Raw genomic sequence first — 19,516 nt, 5'->3', positions numbered from 1 at the left:
TGTCTTCACGCTCTTCATTATGTCCACCCTCACCGCCGCGCTGCCCACCGGAACCAGCATTCACAAGCGCAACATCACGGTGGCCGGCTTGCTGGTCACGCTCGGCATCATTTTCGGCGACATCGGCACCTCGCCGCTGTACGTGTTCAAGTCCATCCTCGGCGACCGGCCCGTGAGCGAGCTGCTCGTGTACGGCGGCGTGTCGGCCGTGTTCTGGACGCTCACGCTCCAAACCAGCATCAAGTACATCCTGCTCACGCTCGAAGCCGACAACCATGGCGAGGGCGGCATTTTTTCGCTCTTCTCGCTGGTAAAGCACCGGGGCAAGTGGCTGCTGTGGCCGGCCATTATCGGGGCGGGCACGCTGCTGGCCGATGGCATCATCACGCCGCCCATTTCGGTATCGTCGGCCATTGAAGGCCTGAGAATTCTGGACCCGGCCCTGACCGAAACGACTATCATCACCATCGTGCTGGTCATTATTACCCTGCTGTTCGCCTTTCAGCAGTTCGGCACCAAGGTGGTGGGCGCGTCGTTCGGGCCCATTATGCTGGTGTGGTTCAGCACCATCGGCTCACTGGGGCTGATTCAGATTTTCCACCACCCGGCTATTCTCAAAGCGCTGAACCCGATGTACGCCATCGAGCTGCTGACGGAGTATCCCAAGGGCTTCTGGCTGCTGGGCGCGGTGTTTCTGTGCACCACGGGGGCTGAGGCCCTGTATTCGGACCTGGGCCACTGCGGGCGCAAGAACATTCGCACCGCCTGGCTTTTCGTGAAAACCGCGCTGGTGCTCAATTACCTGGGCCAGGCCGCCTGGGCCATGGGCCATGTGGGCCACGTGCTGAGCGGCGACCAGAACCCCTTCTTCCTGATTGCGCCCACCTGGGGACTGATTCCGCTGATTATCATCGCCACCCTGGCCACCATCATCGCCTCGCAGGCCCTTATTTCGGGCTCGTACACGCTGATTTCCGAAGCCGTGAGTTTGAATTTCTGGCCCAAGGTGCGCATCCTGTTTCCCACCGACCAGCGCGGGCAGATTTATGTGCCGAGCATCAACTGGCTGCTGTGGTTTGGCTGCGTGTGCGTGCAGCTCTGGTTCCAGACCAGCAGCAACATGGAGGCGGCCTACGGCTTCTCGATTACGGTGGCGATGCTGATGACCAGCATTTTGCTCTCGCAGTACCTGCGCGGCGTGAAGCACTGGGCCATCCCGGTGGTGGGGCTGATTATGCTGGTGTTTTTGACGGTGGAGCTCTCGTTTCTCATCGCCAACATCACCAAGCTGCTGAACCGGCTGGGCATCCTCGTCTTCGAATGGGCCCTGATTCTGGGCATGTGGATGGGCTACAAGGGCCGCCAGATTAAGAACCGCTACCTCGACATGACCGACTGGGCCAACAGCCTGCCCATTTTGCAGGAGCTGAGCCAGGACCAGACCGTGAGCAAGTACGCCTCGAACCTGGTGTACCTCACGCGCAGCAAAACGGCTATGCAGATTGAGGCGCGCATCCTCTACTCCATCCTGCGCAAAAAGCCCAAGCGTGCCGACCGCTACTGGTTCCTCAACATCAGCCTGCTCAACGAGCCCTTCGGCATGCGCTACACCCTGGAAACGCTGGTGCCCGACGTAGCCTACAAAATCAATTTTCAGCTCGGATTTCGCATCCAGCCGCGCATCAACCTGCTGTTCCGGCGCGTGCTGGAGGACATGGCCGGCAAGGGTGAAATCGACATTACCTCGCGCTACGCCACGCTACAGAAGCACCGCATGCCCGGCGATTTCCGCTTCGTGGTGCTCGACAAGGTGCTCAGCTTCGACAACCAGCTGTCGCTGAAGGAGCGCATCATCCTGCAAGGCTACTTCCTGTTCAACAAACTGGCCATCAGCGACCAACAGGCTTTTGGGCTGGACACCAGCGACGTGGCCGTGGAGCTGGTGCCCCTCACCATTCAGCCCCACCGCGCCCTGGAGCTGCAGCGCGTAGCCCCGGAAGGCGCCTCAGACCCAGTGCTAGCCGCAGCACTGGCCAGGGAAGATTTGGTTCATAAGATTTGAGGACGCGCCCGACCATGGCCCGCCCCCGGACCGACACCCGGCGGGAACTGGCACAACCGGAGGGCCATTAGTTGCGGGCGAGCAGCCGGGCAATTGCTGAACGCTGCGGCCTTGGGCAGTTTGCAGTCAGGTTGGATTGAATTAGCAGCCACTTCCCGGCCCATCGATTACTTTTGTCCAACTTTTAACATTCGCTCCAACTGTTTTTCCATGAATTATTTACGTTTTACCGCGCTCCTGCTTCTGCTCCTGCCCGGCCTGGCGGCCAACGCCCAATCGAATAAAAAAGGCGGCGGCGGGGGCAGCAGCAGCAACTCGGGCTACACAACCGGCATTGGCCTGCGCGGCGGGGGCTGGTCGTCGGGCCTCACCATCAAGCACTTTTTGGGGAGCGGCAAAGGCGTGGCCATTGAGGGCCTGCTCACGACGGAATACAAAGCGCGTGGTGGCCGCCTCACCATTCTGGGCGAGAAGCACCTGGGCGTGGCCGACATCAAAGGCCTGCAGTTTTACTACGGCGCGGGCTTCCACGCCGGGGCCTACCAGGGCCGCTACTACTTCGATGATGCGCGCTACTACTACAACGGCCGCAACGGCGACGTGTACTTCTTGAAAGGCAACAAAAACGGCTACTACTACGACGAGAATACCTATCTCGCCATCGGAGCCGACCTCATCGCCGGCCTCGAGTACAAGCTGCCCGACCTGCCCTTCGTGGTGGGCGTCGACTACAAACCCTTCTTTGAGGTGTTTCACGGCTACACCGGCTTCTACAACGATGCCGCTATCAGCCTGCGCTTCACGTTCTAAAGTACCCCGGTTTCCCAACGCAGGGCCCCGCCAGTTACTGGTGGGGCCTTTTTTGTGCCCAACGCCTCGCCGGTCCCCGCCGCCGAATGAAGTCCGCTGTAATGGCAGCCCGGGCGGCGGCGATATATCCCCCAGCCACCAACTCCGGCGCGGCCGCCACCGTGCAGGCTACCATTCCAACATTCAGGTTCTCGAATAATTTGCTATCCCTACTTTTACACCTCATCTTCGCCTCCCTTCCCCCGAGCCATGAGTGACTTGATTCAGTTCGTTGCCAACTACGACGACCTCTCCACCGATAAAGGCTTCCAGTTCAAGTTTCATTGCGACAAATGCCGCAATGGCTACATGTCGCGGTTTCAACCCAACGCCATTGGTATCGCGGGCAGCCTGCTGCAGGCAGCCAGCAGCCTGTTTGGCGGCTTGGGCGGGGCCGAAAACGCGGCCTACCACATTCAGCGGGCCGTGGGCGGCAAGGCTCACGACTCGGCCCTGCAAACCGCCGTGGCCGAGGGCAAGCAGCAGTTTAAGCAGTGCACCCGCTGCGGCCACTGGGTGTGTCCCGATGCCTGCTGGAACCACAGCGCCGGCCTCTGCGAAGACTGCGCTCCCGACGAGCAGGAAGAATTGCGCGCCCAGCAGGCCCAGGCCACCAGCGAGCAAATTCGCACCAGAACCCGCGAGCAGGACTACACCAAAAACCTCGATTTTCTGAATCGCGATGCATTGCTGCAATGCCAGAGCTGCCAGACAAAGCTGGCCCCCGGCCAGAAGTTTTGCCCCAGCTGCGGCACCCCCGCCACCGCCCAAACCCAGCCCCGCCACTGCACCAGCTGCGGCGAAGCCCTGAAGCCCGAGCAGAAGTTCTGCCCCGGCTGCGGCACCAAGGCCGGGTGAGTTGAGATGAGAAACAGGAAATAGGAACGTCATGCTGAGCGGAGTCGAAGCATCTCTACCGCGCAAGTAATTCAATCGGCTCAACGCAGCGGGAGGTACACTTCGGCGGCGTTCGGCATGACGCTCCTTCTCTCCGCTCCCTGCTCCCCGCGGCAGGCGCGGGGCCAGCCCGGTAGGCACTTCGGCAGCAGTGGCAGTACCTTTCCAGGGCATTGCTACGTACGCTTTCCCATGCCTGATTCTTCCCGCCCCGCACTCCCGGCCGACCTTCCCCCGGCGGCGGACTTGCTGCAAACCATACTAGGCACCTCCCAAAACGGTATTATGCTGCTGCGGCCGGTGTACGACGCGGCGGGCACCACCATCATCGACCTGGCCTGGGCCTACCTCAACCCCGCCGCCCGGCGGCTGCATACCCACGTCGAGGGTACGGGGGTGGGCCTGTACATGGTGCGGCGCATCGTCGAAAACGCGGGCGGCAGCATTCAGGTAGCGAGCCAGCCGGGCATTGGCACCACGTTTACGGTGTGCCTGCCCGAGGTCGGCTAAACCTTACGTACGTATTCAACGTAGGCGCAGCCTATGCAAAAGCTACGCAGTGTGCTGTTGGTCGACGACGACCCGACCAATAACTTTCTGAACCAGCGCTTGCTTAAGCGCCTCGACGTGGCCGACGAGGTGATGGTGGTCGAAAACGGCCAGGAGGCCCTGGCTTTGCTGCAACCGGCGGGCCACGACGACCCGGCACTTAGCTTTCCGGCCCTGATTTTACTCGACATCCAGATGCCCATCATGAACGGCATCGAATTTTTGCAGGCCTACCAGCTGCTGCCTGCCGCCCAGCGGCGCCTCACCACGGTGGTGGTGCTCTCGACTTCGGTGGATGCCCGCGACCTGAGCCGCCTCGACGACCTGCCCGCCGCCGGCCGCCTCAACAAGCCCCTAACGCCGGAAAAGCTCGCCACCGTGCTCCAACTCCATTTTGAGCGCCAGCAGGGCGACTAGTTTTTGCAGCCGTACTTTACGGCATGACTGAAGAACTGAAGAGCCCCACCGGTCGCGTCTACCTCACCATCGAAACGGATACGACCAACCGGCTGGTGTTCGTGGACTGGATGGGCTACCTCACCGCCGACAGCATCAAGACGGGCGCGGCGGCCTACACCGCCGCGCTGGCCAAATCGAAATTCAACTGCGTGCTCAACGACACGCGCTCAGTACGCGGCCCCTGGGACCATTCCATGGACTGGGTTATCAACGTGTGGGCACCCAACGCGGCGGCGGCCGGCCTCCAGTACTTCGCCATGGTGTCGACGCCCGAGTCGCTGGCCGATGGCTCGGCGGCGAATTTCTACGCCCAGCTCAAGTCTTTCCACGCCGAAGTGTTTGATAACCTGAGCACCGCCCGTGCGTGGCTGCTGAAGATGCAGGTGCAGCCCTAAAACCCTTGTGAGCGGAATTTTGCAGCTAAAAAAGGCCGGGCATTTGCCGGCCCTTCCGGCTGTCCTCTCGGTGTGAAGCCGGGCACGGGTACTCATTCACGACTACTTAAAACGACAGCGCGATGCTCGTCGTCACGTTGCCGTAGCTGCGGTTATCGGCGTTGTCGTTGCGCGCAAACACGCCCCGCATCCCGTTCAGGTAGCGGCCCTCGACCCGAAAAGCCACGTTGTTGGTGGGCAGGTAGTCGAGATTGAGCGAGCCGCCGGCCACCCGGAAATCCTGGGCTAGCGCCTGGGGCATGATGCTGCGGATGAGCACGCCATGCTCGGCATAGTAGTACTCGCCGCGCAGGGTGGCCGAGAACTTGTCGGCCAGCTTTTGCTTGATAAAGACGGAAGCCGTGTGCCAGGTATCATACTTTTCGCTGCTCTCGCCGCGCTGCTTGCCCACGTCGAATACCAGGGCCAGGCTGGTGCGTTCGGAGGCCGCGTAGGTAATGTAGAAATCGTGGAAAAAGCGCCGCCGCACCGGCAAATCCGTCGGCTGCTCGTTGCCATAAAAAGTACTGCTGTTGATGAGGATTTTAGCCGTGGGCTTCCACTGAATTTGGGTGCCGAGGGCTTTGGACTGGTTGGTTTCGCGGATGTTCTGCCAGCCGTTCAGGACCAGTCCGGTCAGGGTTAGTTGCGGGCTGGCTTCGTAGGTAAGCCGCGCGCCCGACTCGTAGTAGGGCGAATTCTCGGCCATAACCGAGCGCGTCAGCGTCCAGTTATCTTTCGAAATAGCCGACTCGAACCCAATGTGCGAGCTGAAAATGCCCATATCGAGCCAGGCTTTGGCGAAGGGCCGGAAGCCGGCGTAAGCTTCGTACACGTGCTTCAGCACCTGGTCTTCGTTGGCATAATTGGCCGACACGTAGGTGCCGGCGTGCAGGCCCACGGCCCCGCGCACTTTACCATCGTCGTAGCGCACCCCAATGAGGGCTTGGTTAACGGTGAATTCGTTCTGGCGGCCGTGCGAGTAGAGGAACGACAGGCGGTCGTTGCCATTGGCGTGGTCGAAATCGTAACCGTAGTAGGCATCCACAAAGCCGTAGGTAGTGATGGGGCCGGGCGCGGCCGGGGCCGACGCGGCCAGCACCGGGTCAGGGGCGGGAGCAGTCTGGGCCAGCACCACATTTGCACTCAAGGCAATAATGGCGGGCAATAAAAGATATTTCATGGAAAGTAGGCCGGCGCGAAGCTCAGCCAAAAGGATGGAAAAACGGACTACGCCAGCAAACGCCGCGTAATCCTTAGCCGGGCGTCGGAATTGCCCATTAAGTACTGGGGTAGAATAACCGTATTCGGGTCGGACCAGGGCGCACGCTTACCGCTGCTTTGCACCATCTCTCCCGGCGCACCTCCAGCGAGCGTAGGCCGCCGCGAAGTCCGTTATTTTTTGCCGGTCATCTTTTTAGCGGCAGGCATGGGGGCCGCTACCACCACCGTGTTGGCGGGCAGCGGTATCTCGCGGGAGGTTTCGAATTTGGCGGCCTCGGGGTTGGTTTCGTCTACGCGGCGCTGCACTACGCGCAGGTGGCGGGCGTCGGGGTGCAGCACGGCCAGGTCCTGGCTGACACCGGTAGCAGCATCGTAGCTGCGGAAGCCCATCATCATGCCAGCGGGAAAGTTGGCGGCCTTGGCTTTATCACCGGTTACCATGTCGGGCTGATTTGGAAATTTGCCCAAATCGATGTCGAGCGGCTGGCTGCCCTGCACCAGCAGGTGGGCCAGCACGCGCGGGTGCTTGGGATTGTCGGGGTTGTCGGTGGGCTTGAAGCTGAAGGCCACCTTCATGGTTTCGGCCTCCCTGAGCACCGGCGCGGCGACGGGCGCGGGGGCCGTGGCCGTGGCATCGGGAGCGGTGCTGGTGGCCGCGTTAGCCGAGTCGATGGCAACGGGGGTAACGGGTGCCGCGGTAGGCGCGGTGGCTGCGGGCGTGGAGGTAGCGGGCGGGTTCTGGCCGCAGCCGGCCAGCAGTAAGGCCGCGCTCAGGGCTAAGTACAAAGATTTCATACAGATGGATTAAAGTCGCAAAAACGATGGTTTCACCAGCGCAAGATTAAGCAAAATTGCGCCATCAGGCCACTGCGCCAGGCCGCGCACGGGTGGCCAGCAACCCCAGCAGCGGCCCCGGCACCAGCACCCAGAATACGTAGGGTGCTGCCACCCAGGCCTGCACCACTCCAAACAGCTGCAAGCTGACAATGGTGAGCGCGAAGCCGCCGCAGGTAACCAGCGTGAGGGCCGTGCCCGTGGTGCCGGCCGGGGCCCGCTGCGCCACAAGGGTCGAAAACTGCGGCGAGTCGGCCACCACGGCCATGCCCCACACCAGCACCGCCCCCACGAATACCGGCCGCGGCAACGCCAGCAGCCAGGGACTGAGTACGCAACAGGTTCCGGAAATGGCCAGCGCCAGCCGGGCCGTGGGCATGCTACCCCAGCGCCGGGCCAAGTAGCCGCCCAGCACGCAGGCCGGGGCCCCGGCGGCAATTAGCCCAAAGGCCCAGCCCGGGCCATAGGCCGGCAGGCCCGGGTGCAGGCGCGCGTGGGTAGTCAGCAGCAGGGGCACGAAAGCCCAAAACGTATACAGCTCCCACATGTGCCCGAAATAGCCCAACGCCGCCTGCCGGAACGAGGGGTAGCGCAATACCGTGCGCAGTGCCGCCGCATCGAGCCGGACGGCGGGCCGCCGAAACGGGCCGTCGGGCACCCGCGCCCACAGCAGCAGGCCACCCGCCAGCGCCAGGCCCGAGGTAGCCAGCACCACCGCCCGCCAGGCCCAGCCCCCGGCCAGCAGCCGCAGCAGGTGCGGCAGCGCCGTGCCCAGCACCAGCGCCCCCACCAGATACCCCAGGGCCCGGCCCAGCCCGGTTTCGAAATAGTCGGCCGCTATTTTCATGCCCACCGGATAGATGCCGGCCAGAAACAGCCCGGTCCCGAAGCGCAGCACCAGCACCAGCTGCGGCGTGGCCCCCGGCAGCAGCAAACCGGCATTGAGCACGCTGCCCACCACCGCACACAGCACAAACAGCCGGGCCGGGGCCAGCAGGTCGGCCACCCGCAGCAGGCTGGCCAGCAGCGTACCCACAATGAAGCCCAGCTGCACGGCCGACACGGCCGCCCCCGCCGTGAGACCGCGCAACTGCCCTTCGCGCAGCATTTCGGGCAGCACGGCATTGCCGGCAAACCACAGGGAGGTGCACGCAAACTGCGCGAACACGATTATCGGCAGCACCCGCAAAGGGCGCGCCGGGCTTGGGGTGGGATTCAAGGACAGCGGACAGAGAGTAGCGGGGCAGCGCCGAAACGCCGGCTCAAACCTACGCCAAATCTGCCGGAGGCTACCCGGCGCTGCCTCGATAGCGGGCAATAAAAAGCCCTGCCGAGGGCCGGCAGGGCTTATTTCAAGGTTCAACGCAGCCGGATACTACCAGCGGCGGCCATGCCCGCGGCCGTAGCCCCGGCCATAGTAGGGGCGCGGAGCGTAGTACACGGGACGGGGCGCATAGTACACGGGGCGCGGGGCGTAGTACACCGGCGGGGGCGGCGGCACCGCGTACACCACCGGGGGCCGGGGGGCGTAGTAGCGTGGGCCGTAATAGGCCCGGGGCGGGTAGCCGAACGAGATATTGGCACGAACCTGAGCGGACGCCGGGCGGCCTAACGCACCGGCCAGCAACAGCACGACCAGCAGATAGAATGAGCGGGTTTTCATGAGATAAAGCGTTTGAAGAAACGGACGATAAGACAAGTTACGTATCTCAGACCACGTTTGGCTACCAGGGTTTAATGGCCGGCCGCACAGTAGTCGGGGGCTTCCACCAAGGCGCGAAAACCCGGGGCCGCCGGGCGACAGCCGAATGCGGTAAGTCGCGTCGGATGCACCGCCAAACTGGCCGTAGCCGTTGCGCACGTAGCCGGCCAGCGGGCACGGCCCCGGGGTGAAGTAGCCGCTGCGGAAAAGTGTTTTCATGCGGAAGGAAAGGAGCAGAGGAACCAGCAGCAACCCGCCAGCGTCAGGCCCTCAATGGTAGGCGGGCCTTTCCATTGGTACAAGAGCGGCAGGGGCAAGAGTAGCTTTCGACGGCCAGGGTTACCGAAGCTTGTTGGAAACGAGCAAAAAAAAGAACGTCATGCTGAGCTGCGCTCAGCATGACGTTCCGTTCAACGCCTGGCCGGACACCGACCAACCGTCTACTTCTTCCGGTAGTTGGCGTTCAGGTAGGCCAGCACGGGAGCCGTGATATCGAGGTTTTTCTCGCCGTAGGCGATGGTGCCGCTGGGTGCGGCAATGAGGATGAGCTTGTAGCCGTGGGCTTTGCCGTAGGCTTCCACCTTCTTGTTCACGCTTTCGAGCACGCTCTGGGTGAGTTTGCCTTCCTCCTGCTGGGCCTGCTGCTGCAGCATCTGCTGCTGCTGGGCCACCTGCTGCTGCTGCTCCTGCAGCTTCTGCTCGGTGGCGGCGCGCTGCTCGGGGCTCAGGGTGGGGGCCTGCTTCTGGTAGCCTTCTACGTTGGCCTTGAAGCCGGCCAGCATGGCCTGGTTCTGCTTTTCCCAGCCGCGAGCCTTGCCTTCGAAAGCTTTGCGGGCATCCTTCATCCCCTGGTAGCCGTCGAGCATCTTGCCCGATTCCACGTAGGCCAGCTTGCCCGAGAAGTCGCCGGTGTTGTCCTGCACCGGGGCGGTGGCCACGGCAGCAGTAGCGGTTTCGGTCGTCGTTTCGGTCGTGGCGGTGGTATCGGCGGCGGGCTCGGGCGTGGCCATCACGGCCGTGCTGCTGTCGGTGGCCAGGGCCGGAGCCGCCGGCTTGTGGTTGAAATGCAGGATGTACAGGCCAGCCACGGCCAGCGCCAGCACAATGTTAATCGTAAGCTGAAGGGAGTTTTTCATTGAAAACGAGAGATGAGGAAAGGACAAAAGTAGGGATGCGGGCGCGATGGGAAGTGTGGGCGCGTGAAACAGTCACTCCTCCTGCTTCGCTGCGCGCCGCATAACGCTCTCTTGGCTCTCCCTCCCTCCCCTTCGCCCTACTCCGGCACGGCAATGTGCAGCAGGGCATCGCCCTGGTTCACCACGGGCATGTAGTTCAGCCCAATCACGTAGCCGCTCACCGGCGACTCCAGCCGCACGGCCTGCTGGCCGTAGGGGTCGGAAACCGAGCCGTAAATCTGGCCCTTCTCAATGAACTGCCCGTTCTCGACGTGGGCCCGGAACAGGCCCGCGAACCGCGCCCGCAGCCAGGTATGCCGCCGGCACACCAGGCCCGCCCGGGCCGGAGCCGGGGCTTCGGGCCCCATGCCCAGGTGGTGCAACACCCGCAACGTACCCGCCAGCGCCTCCTCAATGCCGGGCTCGTCGAGGCGCAGGCTCTCGCCGGTTTCATACACGATAATGTGCTTGCCCAGGCTGTGGGCGGCCTCGCGCAACGAGCCCGCACGCAGGGCCGCGTGCAGCGTAAACGGGGCCGCGAAGGCCGCCACCATCCCGTCTACTTCGGGTTCAGTATCCAGCAGGGCGCGCACCTGCGGGTAGTTGGCCCGCGCCGCGCCGCCGGTGTGGAAATCGATGCCGTAGTCAATCAGAGGCATAATTTCGCGCATGAAGCGGTGGGCCACGCGGCTGGCCAGCGAGCCGCGCGGCGAGCCCGGGAATGAGCGGTTCACGTCCTTGCCGTCGGGCACGTCGCGGCTGAAGTTCAGGAACCCGTAGATGTTGAGGATGGGAATGGCGATAACCGAGCCCCGCAGCGGCATCAGCAGCTCGCGGCGCACCAGCCGCCGGATGGTTTCAATGCCGTTCACCTCGTCGCCGTGCATGCCCCCCATCAGCAGCAGCGTGGGGCCGGGTTCGGCCGAGCGCAGCACGTGCACCGGCACGTCAATCACCGTGCCCGAGGGCAGCTTCGAAATCACCAACCGCGTGAGCACCTGCTCGCCGGGCTGAATGGTGAGGCCATTGAGGTGAAACGAGGCGGCGGTGTTGGGCATGGCAAAAGTGGGTAATTGAAGGACTCCGGAAAACATATGTGCGTCATGCCGAGCGTAGCCGAGGCATGACGCTCCACTGGACTTTGCCTTCACCCTTACTTCCCAGCCGGCACGTCCGATTGCGCATCCACGGCCTGGGTAGCGCCTTTTTGGGGTTTGGCCTTGGCTTTTTTCTTACTGGCCAGCGCGGCCGTGTATTCGATGATGCGCCCGGCAATATCCTGGCCGGTTGCTTTTTCGATTCCTTCCAGGCCGGGCGAGGAGTTTACTTCCAGCACCAGCGGGCCGCGCTTGCTTTGCAGCATATCCACGCCCGCAACGCCCAGCCCCAGGGCCTTGGTCGCGAGCAGCGCGGCGGCCTTTTCGGCCCGCGTGAGCTTCACGAGCGTGCCCGAGCCGCCCCGGTGCAGGTTCGAGCGGAACTCGCCCTCCTTGCCCTGGCGCTTCATGGCCCCCACTACTTCGCCATCCACCACGAAAGCGCGCAGGTCGGCCCCTTTGCTTTCGGCAATGAACTCCTGCACGATGATGCGGGCCTTGAGGTTGTGAAAGGCCTCAATAACGGACTGCGCGGCTTTGGCCGACTCGGCCAGCACCACGCCCAGGCCCTGGGTGCCTTCCAGAAGCTTGATGATGACCGGTGCGCCGCCCACCTGCTCAATCATGGCCGGCACATCGGCCGAGAAGTTGGTGAAGGCCGTTTTGGGCATGCCCACACCGGCGCGGCTCAGAATCTGCATCGAGCGCAGCTTGTCGCGCGAGCGCACAATGGCCTGGCTGTCGATGGCCGTGCGCACCTTCATCATCTCAAACTGGCGCACCACGGCCGTCCCATAAAACGTGACCGAAGCCCCAATGCGCGGAATAATGGCGTCGAAGCCTTCGAGCCGCTCCCCTTTATAGATGATGCCGGGCTTGCCCTTTTCGAGCACCAGGTTGCACTGCAGGTGGTCGATAACCACGGCCTCATGGCCCAGGGCGACGGCGGCCGCCACCAGCCGTTTGGTCGAGTAGGAGTTCGGCTCGCGCGAGAGAATGGCCAGTTTCACGGGAAGGCGGCGGTTTAATGAAAGAAGGAGAGCACGGGGGTTTCAGGGCGCAAATACGGCACAAATCAACTCAGGAGCGGGCGCGGCGGCCCGCGGCCCGGGCCTGGGTTTTGTAGGAAACGTTGCGCCGGGCCACGTCGACGACGAAGCGCCCCTGCCGCAACAGGCTGCGTCCCAGCAACACCGGGTATTTCATGTCGGACCGGTCGGAGAGCGAAAACTCGGCCTCGAAATGCTCGCCATAGAGCTGCACCACGGCCTGAATTACATACCGCTCCTGCACCTCGCCGTTGCTGGACCGGATGTCGCGCAGCACGAAATCGGGGAATGCCAGCGGCCGGCCGTCGGCTCCTTCGTGGCCGGGGTCGAGCAGGTTTACCACCAGCACGGGCCGGCCCGGGCCGTTGGTTTCGAGGTGAATGTTGGTGCAGTGAATGGCGCTGGTGTAGGCTCCGGTGTCGACTTTGGCCTCTACGCCACCCAGCGCAAAGGTTGGGAAATCAACGAGCTCGCGGCGGCCGAGCAGGCGCTTGGGGGGGCGGTTCATGCGGTGAATATAGGCCGCGCTACCGATGCGGCCCCCAAATCCCGTTACGCCCCGGCCGCAAGCAAACCGGCCGAACCCGTTGGGCCGACGGGAAATCCCGTAGGCTCTTCAGATTCGGCCGAAGCAGAAAAAAGGAAGGAATAGGAATGTTGAACAGCCAGTTGGCGGCGCTTGGTTAACGGTACTTGTCGAGCGGGTCGGCCTGCTCGCGGGCGAGGCGGTCGTACTCGCGCTGGGTACGCTGCTCGTAGGTGAAGCCACCGTAGGCCGCGATGCCGCGCTTTATCAGCCCCAGGCCCCAGAAGAAAGTGACCCACAGCGGCCAGGGAATCTCGGTATGGAAGGGCCGCCCGAAATGGTGCGGCTCCGTGAAAGCCCAGATAACCCAGAGCGTCGCGTTGATGAACAAAAACGACAGCAGATGCGCTTGGAATTTGGCGCGGGCTTTGGCTTTTTGCCACAGGTAGGGGTCGCGTTGCAGGGTTTCCATGAGCTTGGGAATTGAGGTTGATTGGAATGGATGATTAAATATAGCGGTTTAGCTTTCCCGTTCGCAAGCGGCAGTTACCGAACGGTCGGAAATGGCTTCTCAAGCGTCGAAACCGGGGGGTGAACCGGAGCGCCGTCGTGCCCGAACCAACTGCCGCCGCTGCCGCGTAAGGTATCAATCGCCGACTTTCGCTTTGCATTACACCCCCTTTTCTCATGCCCGCTACTCCACTTTCCGCCCGCATCCAACTCGTGCAGGGCGACATTACCCGCCAGCCGGTTACGGCCATTGTGAATGCCGCCAACTCCAGCCTGCTCGGTGGGGGCGGGGTCGATGGGGCCATTCATCGCGCCGGCGGCCCGGCCGTTCTGGAAGCGTGCCGCGCCATTCGAGCGCGGCAGGGCGGCTGCAAAACCGGCGAGGCCGTCATCACCACCGGCGGGCGGCTGCCGGCCGCGCACGTCATCCACACCGTTGGGCCGGTCTGGAACGGCGGCCACAAGGGCGAACCCGAACTACTGGCCAGCTGCTACCGCAACAGCCTGCGCCTGGCCGAAGAAAACCAGTTGGCCAGCGTAGCCTTCCCCGGCATCAGCACCGGCATCTATGGCTACCCCAAGCCGGAAGCCGCCGCCGTGGCCGTGCGCGAGGTACGGCAGTGGCTGGCGGCGCACGAGTGGCCGACGACGGTAGTATTCGTGGTATTTGAGGAGGAAAGTCGGCGGCTTTACGAGCAAATTTTGGACGAAGGAGTTCTTCCTCGCTATTGAATTACGCGAGGAAGAACGTCCTGCCGAGCGTAACAAAGCATCTCTGCCGCACAAGTAATTATAACCGTCCAACAAAACGGTAAAGATGCCCCGCTGCGCTCGGCAGGACGTTCTGATAAGCCAGAATAAGGCTGAGGCGCACGCCTCAATACCTCACATTGGCCCCCGACACCAGGTACAGGGGGTCTTCCATGATGTTCACGTCGATAATGGAGTCAGCTTTACTCAGCAGGCGGCGGCAGTCGGGGCTGAGGTGGCGCAGGTGCACGGTTTTGCCCATGCGCTGGTAGCGTTCGGTGAGCTTATTCAGCGCCTCAATGGCCGACATATCGGCCACCCGGCTTTCACGAAAGTCGATGATGACTTCGGCGGGGTCGTTTTGCACATCGAACTTCTCGCCGAAAGCCTGCACCGACCCAAAAAACAGTGGACCGAAAATTTCGTAGTGCCGCACGCCGGCTTCGTCCACATGCTTGCGGGCGCGGATACGCTTGGCATTCTCCCAGGCAAAGGCCAGCGCCGACACCACTACGCCCAGCAGCACGGCCAGCGCCAGGTTCTGCGAAACGGCCGTAACCAGCGTCACAAGCAGCATCACGAGCACATCGGTGAGGGGCATGCGGCGCAGAATGCGCAGGCTGGCCCACTCAAACGTGCCGATGACGACCATGAACATCACGCCCACCAGGGCCGCCAGCGGCAGCCGCTCAATCAGCCCCGAGCCCGCCACCACGAACAAGGCCAGCGCCAGCGCTGCTACTACGCCCGAGAGCCGGCCGCGCCCGCGCGATTCGAGGTTCACCATCGTTTGCCCAATCATGGCGCAGCCGCCCATGCCGCCAAACAAGCCGGAGGTGACGTTGGCCAGGCCCTGCGCCACGCAGTCCTTATTGCCCCGGCCCCGGGTATCGGTCATTTCATCGACCACCGTGAGGGTGAGCAGGCTTTCGGTGAGGCCCACCAGCGCCATGATGATGGCATATGGCAACACCACGGCCAGCGTGTGCCAGGCCAACGGCACCTGCGGAATATGAAACGTGGGCAGCCCGCCCGCAATGGAGGCAATATCGCCCACCGACTTGGTCTTGAGTCCGCCAACTATCACCAGCGCCGACACGACCACAATGGCCACCAACGACGCCGGCACGGCCTTCGTGAGGCGCGGCAGCAGCACCACAATGGCCATGGTGAGGGCCACCAGACCCGCCATCAGCAGCAGCGGTGCGCCGGCCAGCCAGTGCGCGGCCCCGGCAGCATCGTGCACCTTGAACTGCTCCAGCTGCGCCATGAAAATAATGAGCGCCAGACCGTTGACGAAGCCATACACTACCGGCTGCGGCACCAGCCGGATAAACTTGCCCAGCCGCAGCAACCCAATGACTATCTGAATAAGCCCCATCAGTACCACGGCGGCAAACAGATACTCCACGCCTTGCTGCACCACCAAACTCACAATCACCACGGCCACCGAGCCAGCCGCGCCCGATATCATCCCCGGCCGCCCACCCAGCAAACTGGTAATAAGGCAGATGATGAAAGCCGACCCAATGCCTACTAACGGGCTAATGTGCGCCAGCAGCGCAAACGCCACCACTTCGGGCACCAGCGCCAGGGCCGTAGTGAGGCCCGCCAACACTTCGTTTTTAGCGTTGGTTTTATACTGAGCGAAATAGGGAATTACTTGAAACGACATACGACACACTGAAAATCGGGCAAAAGAAAAGCCGCACGCTTCCTGTCGGAAGCGGCGGCCAAGGTATTCCGAGCCAATCGTCAGGGCGGGGTAAGTTTAAAAGAATATAAACACAAAACACTCATTATTAATACATTATATGCACCCATCAGCACATAATTTATGATAAGACAGCCGGTCATGCTGAGCTGGTCGAAGCATCACTACCACGCAACTGACTCTAAACGTTAAGATTACAATCGTGGTAAAGATGCTTCGACCAGCTCAGCATGACGTTCTTCAGTATCAAACCAATTAGCAACGGGCATTTAAGCCCTGCTTACGCCGGCTCGCCCACGCCTTCTACTCGTTCGGCGACTTGCTGCATCAGCCACAGCGGGGTGCTGGTAGCTCCGCAGATGCCTACATTTTGCGCATCGGCCAGCCATTCATCCTGCACCTCGTCGGCGTTTTCGATGAAGTAGCTGCGCGGATTCACGCCGTTTACGACCGAGAACAGGGCTTTGCCGTTCGAGCTTTTGCGGCCGCTCACGAAGAGGATAACGTCGTATTCGGTGGCGAATCTGGCCAGGGCGGGCTCGCGGTTGCTCACCTGCCGGCAGATGCTGTCGTTGGCATCGAAACTTTCGAGCGTGCCGCCGGCGGCCTGAATACGGGCTTCCATCAGAGCCTTCATCTTGTAGAAGCCGGCCGTGCTCTTGGTAGTCTGGCTGAAGAGCGTGACGGGGCGCGCAAAGTCTACCTGGTCGAGGTCGGCCTCGTTCATCACGATGATGGCACGGTTGCCGGTCTGGCCCGTGAGGCCGGCTACTTCGGCGTGGCCGGGCTGGCCATAAATCACAATCTGGCCGCTTTGGCGCTGGCTCAAGTCGAAGGCGTGCTTCACGCGGTTTTGCAGCTTCAGCACCACGGGGCAGCTGGCGTCAATCAGCTCCAGGTTGTTTTGCAGGGCCAGCTGGTAGGTTTCGGGCGGCTCGCCGTGGGCCCGGATGAGGACTTTACAGTCGTGCAACTCGGCCAGCTGCTCGCGGTCGATGATGCGCAGGCCCTGCTGGTGCAGGCGCTCCACTTCCATGCGGTTGTGCACGATATCGCCGAGGCAATAAAGCGTTTTTCCGTTCGCTAACTCATCTTCAGCCATCTGAATGGCGAATTCAACGCCAAAGCAGTAACCGGAATTTTTATCAATCGTGACCTTCATGCTGTGCCTTTAACACCACTGCGGTAGCGAGGAGTTCGCCGGGGGCAAAGGTACGGCTTCGCGGAACGGCAGGAAGCATAAATGACTCGCAACATCTCATCGAGCGCAGCCCAGGCAGCTCGCTTCCCGTCGTAATGCAATTATGAGCATGGGGCGGGCGAGAAGACCTGGCTGCGCTCGGAATGACATCCATCTCCGCCCTTCAACGCTCCCTGTCCCCTATTCCCAGCCCGCCATAAACAGCGCCGACGATACTCTATCCAGCACGAAATCGACCTGCTCCGAAATCGTGATGTGCGTGGTATCAAGCAGTACGGAGTCGGGAGCGCGGCGCAGGGGGCTTTCGGCGCGGGTCGAATCGAGGTGGTCGCGCTTGCGTAGGTTTTCGATAATATCTTCCAGCGGCACGATTTCGCCGGTCGTGGCCAGCTCGTCCTGGCGGCGCTGGGCCCGCAGCTCCACGTCGGCGGTCATAAAAATTTTCACTTCCGCATCGGGGAAAACGGTGGTACCGATGTCGCGGCCATCCATCACCACGCCGCGCTTGCGGCCCATGCGCTGCTGCTGGGCCACCATGGCGTGGCGCACCATCGGAATCACCGAAACCTCGCTCACGGAGTTGGAAATGCGCATCTGACGAATATCGTCCTCCCGGTTCACGCCGTTCAGAAACAGCTCGTTGCGGCCGGTGCGCCGGTGGCGGCGGAAGCTGATGCTGATGTCGCGCAGGGCCTGCTCGATGCCGGCCATATCGTCGAAGGCCACCTGGCGCTCCAGCAGGCAGAGCGTGATGCCCCGGTACATGGCCCCGGTGTCGACGTAGGCGTAGTGCAGCTCGGCGGCCACGGCTTTGGCCGTCGTGCTTTTACCACAGGAAGAGTAGCCGTCAATGGCGATAACGAGTTGTTTCATAACGACGCGGGCGGCCATTGGCCCCGCAAGATTACGAAATCCAACCCTTACGAGCGGCAACCGGCGCTTTTAGGCGCTGGGGAATAGAAGCAAAAAAGGCGGCCACGGAGGCGCTTTCTCCCTCATTCAGTTGCGCATCGACTAAATAAAAGGGGTTGAAAAATAATCGACCGGCCAGGCCCACGCCGGTAGTACCGTCCTTGCCGGTGGCCCATTCGGCCCCGTAGGCCTGCACTAGGCACTGCCCCAGGAAGCAGCCCAGCGCCAGTACCAGGCCCGGCCGCTCGGCCGCGCCCAGCTGCCCGCGCTGCGCCTGAATAAAGTTAGCCAGATGCGCTGCCGCTTCGGCATCGTACGCTTTGAGCTGAAGCTGCTGCCGCACTTGCTCAGCGGCGGCATTGATGGAATCGAGGGGCGTAGGATTGGGGTCGGACATGGGGCAAAGTACGCCAGAAACGAAGCGCCGGGTTACTTCCGAACCTGAAGCAGGGCCTCGCGGCGGTGCGTCGCGTAGGCGGCCAGCAGCTGCGGGGCCTCGAAGCGCGAATCGAGTTCGCCGGCGCGCAGGCGGGCGCAAATGATAGGGTCATCGGCCAGCAGGCTTAGCATCAAACGACGGTAGGGACCGGCTTTGGCGGGTAGCTCCAGCGTCTGGCCAGCTTGGCGCAGTAACATGGTTTGGCTGGTGCGCGGATGCACAAACAGGTCCATAAGAATTCCGAAGGCCGAGTTTTTTACTGCTTCATCCTGCTTAGCCAAGTAGTCGATGGGCGGCGTAGCCCCCGGCATAGGTACGGCCGGGCCGTTAGGAACGACGGACTGCCGGTACTCACGCTGGTCTTGCGGGGTGAAAGCCTGGTATCGGAGCACCTCGTAGCGGCCATCGCGGTACTGGCGCTGAGCGAAGCTGGCTGGCACCAGCCGGTGATGCTTGCGCTGCACAAATGCTGGCACGGTCACGAACGTATCGCCGCGCACCACGTAGGCGCGCACCTCGCCCGGCCAGAACACGGCGTAATCGGTTAGGTTTTCGGGGCGCAGGCGCACGCGGTCGGGTAGGTCGGGGCCAAATATTTCGGCCGGGTGCCAACTGCCATCGGGCAGACAGTACGTGCCGGAATGGCCGCTGGTGGCGTAGCGCGGTGCGGGCATGAGGGGATAATCGGCCGGACGGCTGGCCGAGGGGGTAACAGTACCGGTGCCCGCCGGACGCGGATTGCGTAGCGGCACTTGCGCGTGGCTGTCGAGGCTCAGCAACAGCAACAGCAGCAGGGCCGGCAGCCCACCAGAAAGAAAGGATATTTGCATGATAGTTAGAGGCCGACGACGTGTCGGACGTTGCTTAACGCCTGTCCAACTTAGGCGGCAGATGTATCAGTGCCCGCAGGGACAGGGCTCCGCCTTGCCGCCGCTGTGGTGCTTGTACCACGACGTTTTTTTCTGCTGGGTGGTGCGGCGCGCGCAGCCGCCTTCGGCCAGCAGCAGCGGCAGCACAAGTAGCAAAAGGGCCAGGTTCTTTTTCACCGGAAACGGTTTTTTGTCAAATATAAGGTTCTTTGTCGGCGGGTGGCCGGTTGTCAGCGGCTCGTTGCCAGTTGTCGGGCACGAGGC

The 19,516-nt window shown here is 62.4% G+C and carries 22 protein-coding genes; 7 read left to right on the top strand and 15 right to left on the bottom strand.

What is annotated here, in order from left to right; genetic code table 11:
- The first annotated feature begins 19 nt into the window (after nucleotides 1–19).
- The 6 genes from ABIB44_RS16165 (at nucleotide 20) to ABIB44_RS16140 (ending at nucleotide 5,211) form a co-directional block, all read left to right on the top strand.
- Nucleotides 20–2,062, top strand: a complete 2,043-nt coding sequence (locus ABIB44_RS16165; RefSeq protein WP_354585701.1) for a KUP/HAK/KT family potassium transporter — start codon at nucleotides 20–22, stop codon at nucleotides 2,060–2,062.
- A 210-nt stretch (nucleotides 2,063–2,272) separates the two neighbouring features.
- A complete protein-coding gene (locus ABIB44_RS16160) occupies nucleotides 2,273–2,872 on the top strand; it encodes a hypothetical protein (RefSeq protein ID WP_354585700.1) in 600 nt (199 codons plus the stop codon).
- A 249-nt stretch (nucleotides 2,873–3,121) separates the two neighbouring features.
- Complete coding sequence (locus tag ABIB44_RS16155; RefSeq protein WP_354585699.1) at nucleotides 3,122–3,769, top strand: zinc ribbon domain-containing protein; 648 nt, start codon at nucleotides 3,122–3,124, stop codon at nucleotides 3,767–3,769.
- Between the two features lie 231 nt (nucleotides 3,770–4,000).
- Nucleotides 4,001–4,318: an ATP-binding protein gene (locus ABIB44_RS16150; RefSeq protein WP_354585698.1), complete on the top strand. Its 318-nt coding sequence runs from the start codon at nucleotides 4,001–4,003 to the stop codon at nucleotides 4,316–4,318.
- Nucleotides 4,319–4,351: 33 nt separating this feature from the next.
- Nucleotides 4,352–4,774, top strand: coding sequence for a response regulator (locus ABIB44_RS16145; protein WP_354585697.1), 423 nt, complete (start codon nucleotides 4,352–4,354; stop codon nucleotides 4,772–4,774).
- Nucleotides 4,775–4,797: 23 nt separating this feature from the next.
- Nucleotides 4,798–5,211: an STAS/SEC14 domain-containing protein gene (locus ABIB44_RS16140; RefSeq protein ID WP_354585696.1), complete on the top strand. Its 414-nt coding sequence runs from the start codon at nucleotides 4,798–4,800 to the stop codon at nucleotides 5,209–5,211.
- A 106-nt stretch (nucleotides 5,212–5,317) separates the two neighbouring features.
- On the opposite strand, the gene ABIB44_RS16135 is transcribed toward ABIB44_RS16140, so the two are convergent.
- The 9 genes from ABIB44_RS16135 to ABIB44_RS16095 form a co-directional block, all read right to left on the bottom strand.
- Nucleotides 5,318–6,433, bottom strand: a complete 1,116-nt coding sequence (locus ABIB44_RS16135) for a porin (protein ID WP_354585695.1) — start codon at nucleotides 6,431–6,433, stop codon at nucleotides 5,318–5,320.
- Between the two features lie 212 nt (nucleotides 6,434–6,645).
- Nucleotides 6,646–7,269, bottom strand: a complete 624-nt coding sequence (locus ABIB44_RS16130) for a hypothetical protein (protein ID WP_354585694.1) — start codon at nucleotides 7,267–7,269, stop codon at nucleotides 6,646–6,648.
- Nucleotides 7,270–7,333: 64 nt separating this feature from the next.
- On the bottom strand, nucleotides 7,334–8,527 hold the full coding sequence (locus tag ABIB44_RS16125; protein ID WP_354585693.1) for an MFS transporter: 1,194 nt from the start codon (nucleotides 8,525–8,527) through the stop codon (nucleotides 7,334–7,336).
- A 156-nt stretch (nucleotides 8,528–8,683) separates the two neighbouring features.
- Nucleotides 8,684–9,229, bottom strand: coding sequence for a hypothetical protein (locus ABIB44_RS16120; RefSeq protein ID WP_354585692.1), 546 nt, complete (start codon nucleotides 9,227–9,229; stop codon nucleotides 8,684–8,686).
- A gap of 221 nt (nucleotides 9,230–9,450) precedes the next feature.
- Nucleotides 9,451–10,146, bottom strand: a complete 696-nt coding sequence (locus tag ABIB44_RS16115; RefSeq protein ID WP_354585691.1) for an OmpH/Skp family outer membrane protein — start codon at nucleotides 10,144–10,146, stop codon at nucleotides 9,451–9,453.
- Between the two features lie 137 nt (nucleotides 10,147–10,283).
- Nucleotides 10,284–11,243, bottom strand: a complete 960-nt coding sequence (locus ABIB44_RS16110; RefSeq protein WP_354585690.1) for a succinylglutamate desuccinylase/aspartoacylase family protein — start codon at nucleotides 11,241–11,243, stop codon at nucleotides 10,284–10,286.
- A 95-nt stretch (nucleotides 11,244–11,338) separates the two neighbouring features.
- Nucleotides 11,339–12,292 (bottom strand): 30S ribosomal protein S6--L-glutamate ligase, encoded by a 954-nt coding sequence (gene rimK / locus ABIB44_RS16105; protein WP_354585689.1) that lies wholly within the window; start codon nucleotides 12,290–12,292, stop codon nucleotides 11,339–11,341.
- Between the two features lie 70 nt (nucleotides 12,293–12,362).
- On the bottom strand, nucleotides 12,363–12,839 hold the full coding sequence (locus ABIB44_RS16100; protein ID WP_354585688.1) for an ATP-dependent zinc protease family protein: 477 nt from the start codon (nucleotides 12,837–12,839) through the stop codon (nucleotides 12,363–12,365).
- A 175-nt stretch (nucleotides 12,840–13,014) separates the two neighbouring features.
- On the bottom strand, nucleotides 13,015–13,329 hold the full coding sequence (locus tag ABIB44_RS16095; protein WP_354585687.1) for a 2TM domain-containing protein: 315 nt from the start codon (nucleotides 13,327–13,329) through the stop codon (nucleotides 13,015–13,017).
- A gap of 215 nt (nucleotides 13,330–13,544) precedes the next feature.
- Here ABIB44_RS16095 and ABIB44_RS16090 point away from each other — a divergent pair, with 215 nt between their 5' ends.
- Nucleotides 13,545–14,099 carry an O-acetyl-ADP-ribose deacetylase gene (locus ABIB44_RS16090; protein ID WP_354585686.1) on the top strand — a complete coding sequence of 185 codons (555 nt, stop codon included), beginning with the start codon at nucleotides 13,545–13,547 and terminating at the stop codon, nucleotides 14,097–14,099.
- A gap of 145 nt (nucleotides 14,100–14,244) precedes the next feature.
- On the opposite strand, the gene ABIB44_RS16085 is transcribed toward ABIB44_RS16090, so the two are convergent.
- The 6 genes from ABIB44_RS16085 to ABIB44_RS16060 all read right to left on the bottom strand — a co-directional run bounded on the left by ABIB44_RS16085 (nucleotide 14,245) and on the right by ABIB44_RS16060 (nucleotide 19,429).
- On the bottom strand, nucleotides 14,245–15,792 hold the full coding sequence (locus ABIB44_RS16085) for a SulP family inorganic anion transporter (RefSeq protein ID WP_354585685.1): 1,548 nt from the start codon (nucleotides 15,790–15,792) through the stop codon (nucleotides 14,245–14,247).
- A 319-nt stretch (nucleotides 15,793–16,111) separates the two neighbouring features.
- Nucleotides 16,112–16,993: a 4-hydroxy-3-methylbut-2-enyl diphosphate reductase gene (locus ABIB44_RS16080; protein WP_354585684.1), complete on the bottom strand. Its 882-nt coding sequence runs from the start codon at nucleotides 16,991–16,993 to the stop codon at nucleotides 16,112–16,114.
- Between the two features lie 219 nt (nucleotides 16,994–17,212).
- The gene (cmk, locus tag ABIB44_RS16075; RefSeq protein WP_354585683.1) at nucleotides 17,213–17,905 is read right to left on the bottom strand and encodes a (d)CMP kinase; all 693 of its coding nucleotides are present in this window, start codon (nucleotides 17,903–17,905) and stop codon (nucleotides 17,213–17,215) included.
- A 31-nt stretch (nucleotides 17,906–17,936) separates the two neighbouring features.
- Nucleotides 17,937–18,341 (bottom strand): hypothetical protein, encoded by a 405-nt coding sequence (locus ABIB44_RS16070; protein WP_354585682.1) that lies wholly within the window; start codon nucleotides 18,339–18,341, stop codon nucleotides 17,937–17,939.
- Nucleotides 18,342–18,373: 32 nt separating this feature from the next.
- Nucleotides 18,374–19,213 carry a hypothetical protein gene (locus ABIB44_RS16065; protein WP_354585681.1) on the bottom strand — a complete coding sequence of 280 codons (840 nt, stop codon included), beginning with the start codon at nucleotides 19,211–19,213 and terminating at the stop codon, nucleotides 18,374–18,376.
- 66 nt (nucleotides 19,214–19,279) lie between these two features.
- Nucleotides 19,280–19,429 carry a hypothetical protein gene (locus ABIB44_RS16060; protein WP_354585680.1) on the bottom strand — a complete coding sequence of 50 codons (150 nt, stop codon included), beginning with the start codon at nucleotides 19,427–19,429 and terminating at the stop codon, nucleotides 19,280–19,282.
- Nucleotides 19,430–19,516 lie beyond the last annotated feature (87 nt).

Origin of the sequence: Hymenobacter sp. UYCo722 (assembly GCF_040547115.1) — a bacterium.
GTDB lineage: Bacteria > Bacteroidota > Bacteroidia > Cytophagales > Hymenobacteraceae > Hymenobacter.
The sequence above is the reverse complement of the archived record's forward strand: the minus strand, read 5'-3'. Positions and strand labels throughout refer to the sequence as shown.

Coding starts and splice junctions, on each gene's coding strand:
- ABIB44_RS16160 (WP_354585700.1), top strand. CDS start 2,273: ATGAATTATTTACGTTTTACCGCGCTCCTGCTTCTGCTCCTGCCCGGC.
- ABIB44_RS16090 (WP_354585686.1), top strand. CDS start 13,545: ATGCCCGCTACTCCACTTTCCGCCCGCATCCAACTCGTGCAGGGCGAC.
- ABIB44_RS16085 (WP_354585685.1), bottom strand. CDS start 15,792: ATGTCGTTTCAAGTAATTCCCTATTTCGCTCAGTATAAAACCAACGCT.
- ABIB44_RS16080 (WP_354585684.1), bottom strand. CDS start 16,993: ATGAAGGTCACGATTGATAAAAATTCCGGTTACTGCTTTGGCGTTGAA.
- ABIB44_RS16095 (WP_354585687.1), bottom strand. CDS start 13,329: ATGGAAACCCTGCAACGCGACCCCTACCTGTGGCAAAAAGCCAAAGCC.
- ABIB44_RS16150 (WP_354585698.1), top strand. CDS start 4,001: ATGCCTGATTCTTCCCGCCCCGCACTCCCGGCCGACCTTCCCCCGGCG.
- ABIB44_RS16165 (WP_354585701.1), top strand. CDS start 20: ATGTCCACCCTCACCGCCGCGCTGCCCACCGGAACCAGCATTCACAAG.
- ABIB44_RS16120 (WP_354585692.1), bottom strand. CDS start 9,229: ATGAAAACACTTTTCCGCAGCGGCTACTTCACCCCGGGGCCGTGCCCG.
- ABIB44_RS16155 (WP_354585699.1), top strand. CDS start 3,122: ATGAGTGACTTGATTCAGTTCGTTGCCAACTACGACGACCTCTCCACC.
- ABIB44_RS16145 (WP_354585697.1), top strand. CDS start 4,352: ATGCAAAAGCTACGCAGTGTGCTGTTGGTCGACGACGACCCGACCAAT.
- ABIB44_RS16070 (WP_354585682.1), bottom strand. CDS start 18,341: ATGTCCGACCCCAATCCTACGCCCCTCGATTCCATCAATGCCGCCGCT.
- ABIB44_RS16130 (WP_354585694.1), bottom strand. CDS start 7,269: ATGAAATCTTTGTACTTAGCCCTGAGCGCGGCCTTACTGCTGGCCGGC.
- ABIB44_RS16065 (WP_354585681.1), bottom strand. CDS start 19,213: ATGCAAATATCCTTTCTTTCTGGTGGGCTGCCGGCCCTGCTGCTGTTG.
- ABIB44_RS16110 (WP_354585690.1), bottom strand. CDS start 11,243: ATGCCCAACACCGCCGCCTCGTTTCACCTCAATGGCCTCACCATTCAG.
- cmk (WP_354585683.1), bottom strand. CDS start 17,905: ATGAAACAACTCGTTATCGCCATTGACGGCTACTCTTCCTGTGGTAAA.
- ABIB44_RS16100 (WP_354585688.1), bottom strand. CDS start 12,839: ATGAACCGCCCCCCCAAGCGCCTGCTCGGCCGCCGCGAGCTCGTTGAT.
- ABIB44_RS16140 (WP_354585696.1), top strand. CDS start 4,798: ATGACTGAAGAACTGAAGAGCCCCACCGGTCGCGTCTACCTCACCATC.
- ABIB44_RS16135 (WP_354585695.1), bottom strand. CDS start 6,433: ATGAAATATCTTTTATTGCCCGCCATTATTGCCTTGAGTGCAAATGTG.
- ABIB44_RS16115 (WP_354585691.1), bottom strand. CDS start 10,146: ATGAAAAACTCCCTTCAGCTTACGATTAACATTGTGCTGGCGCTGGCC.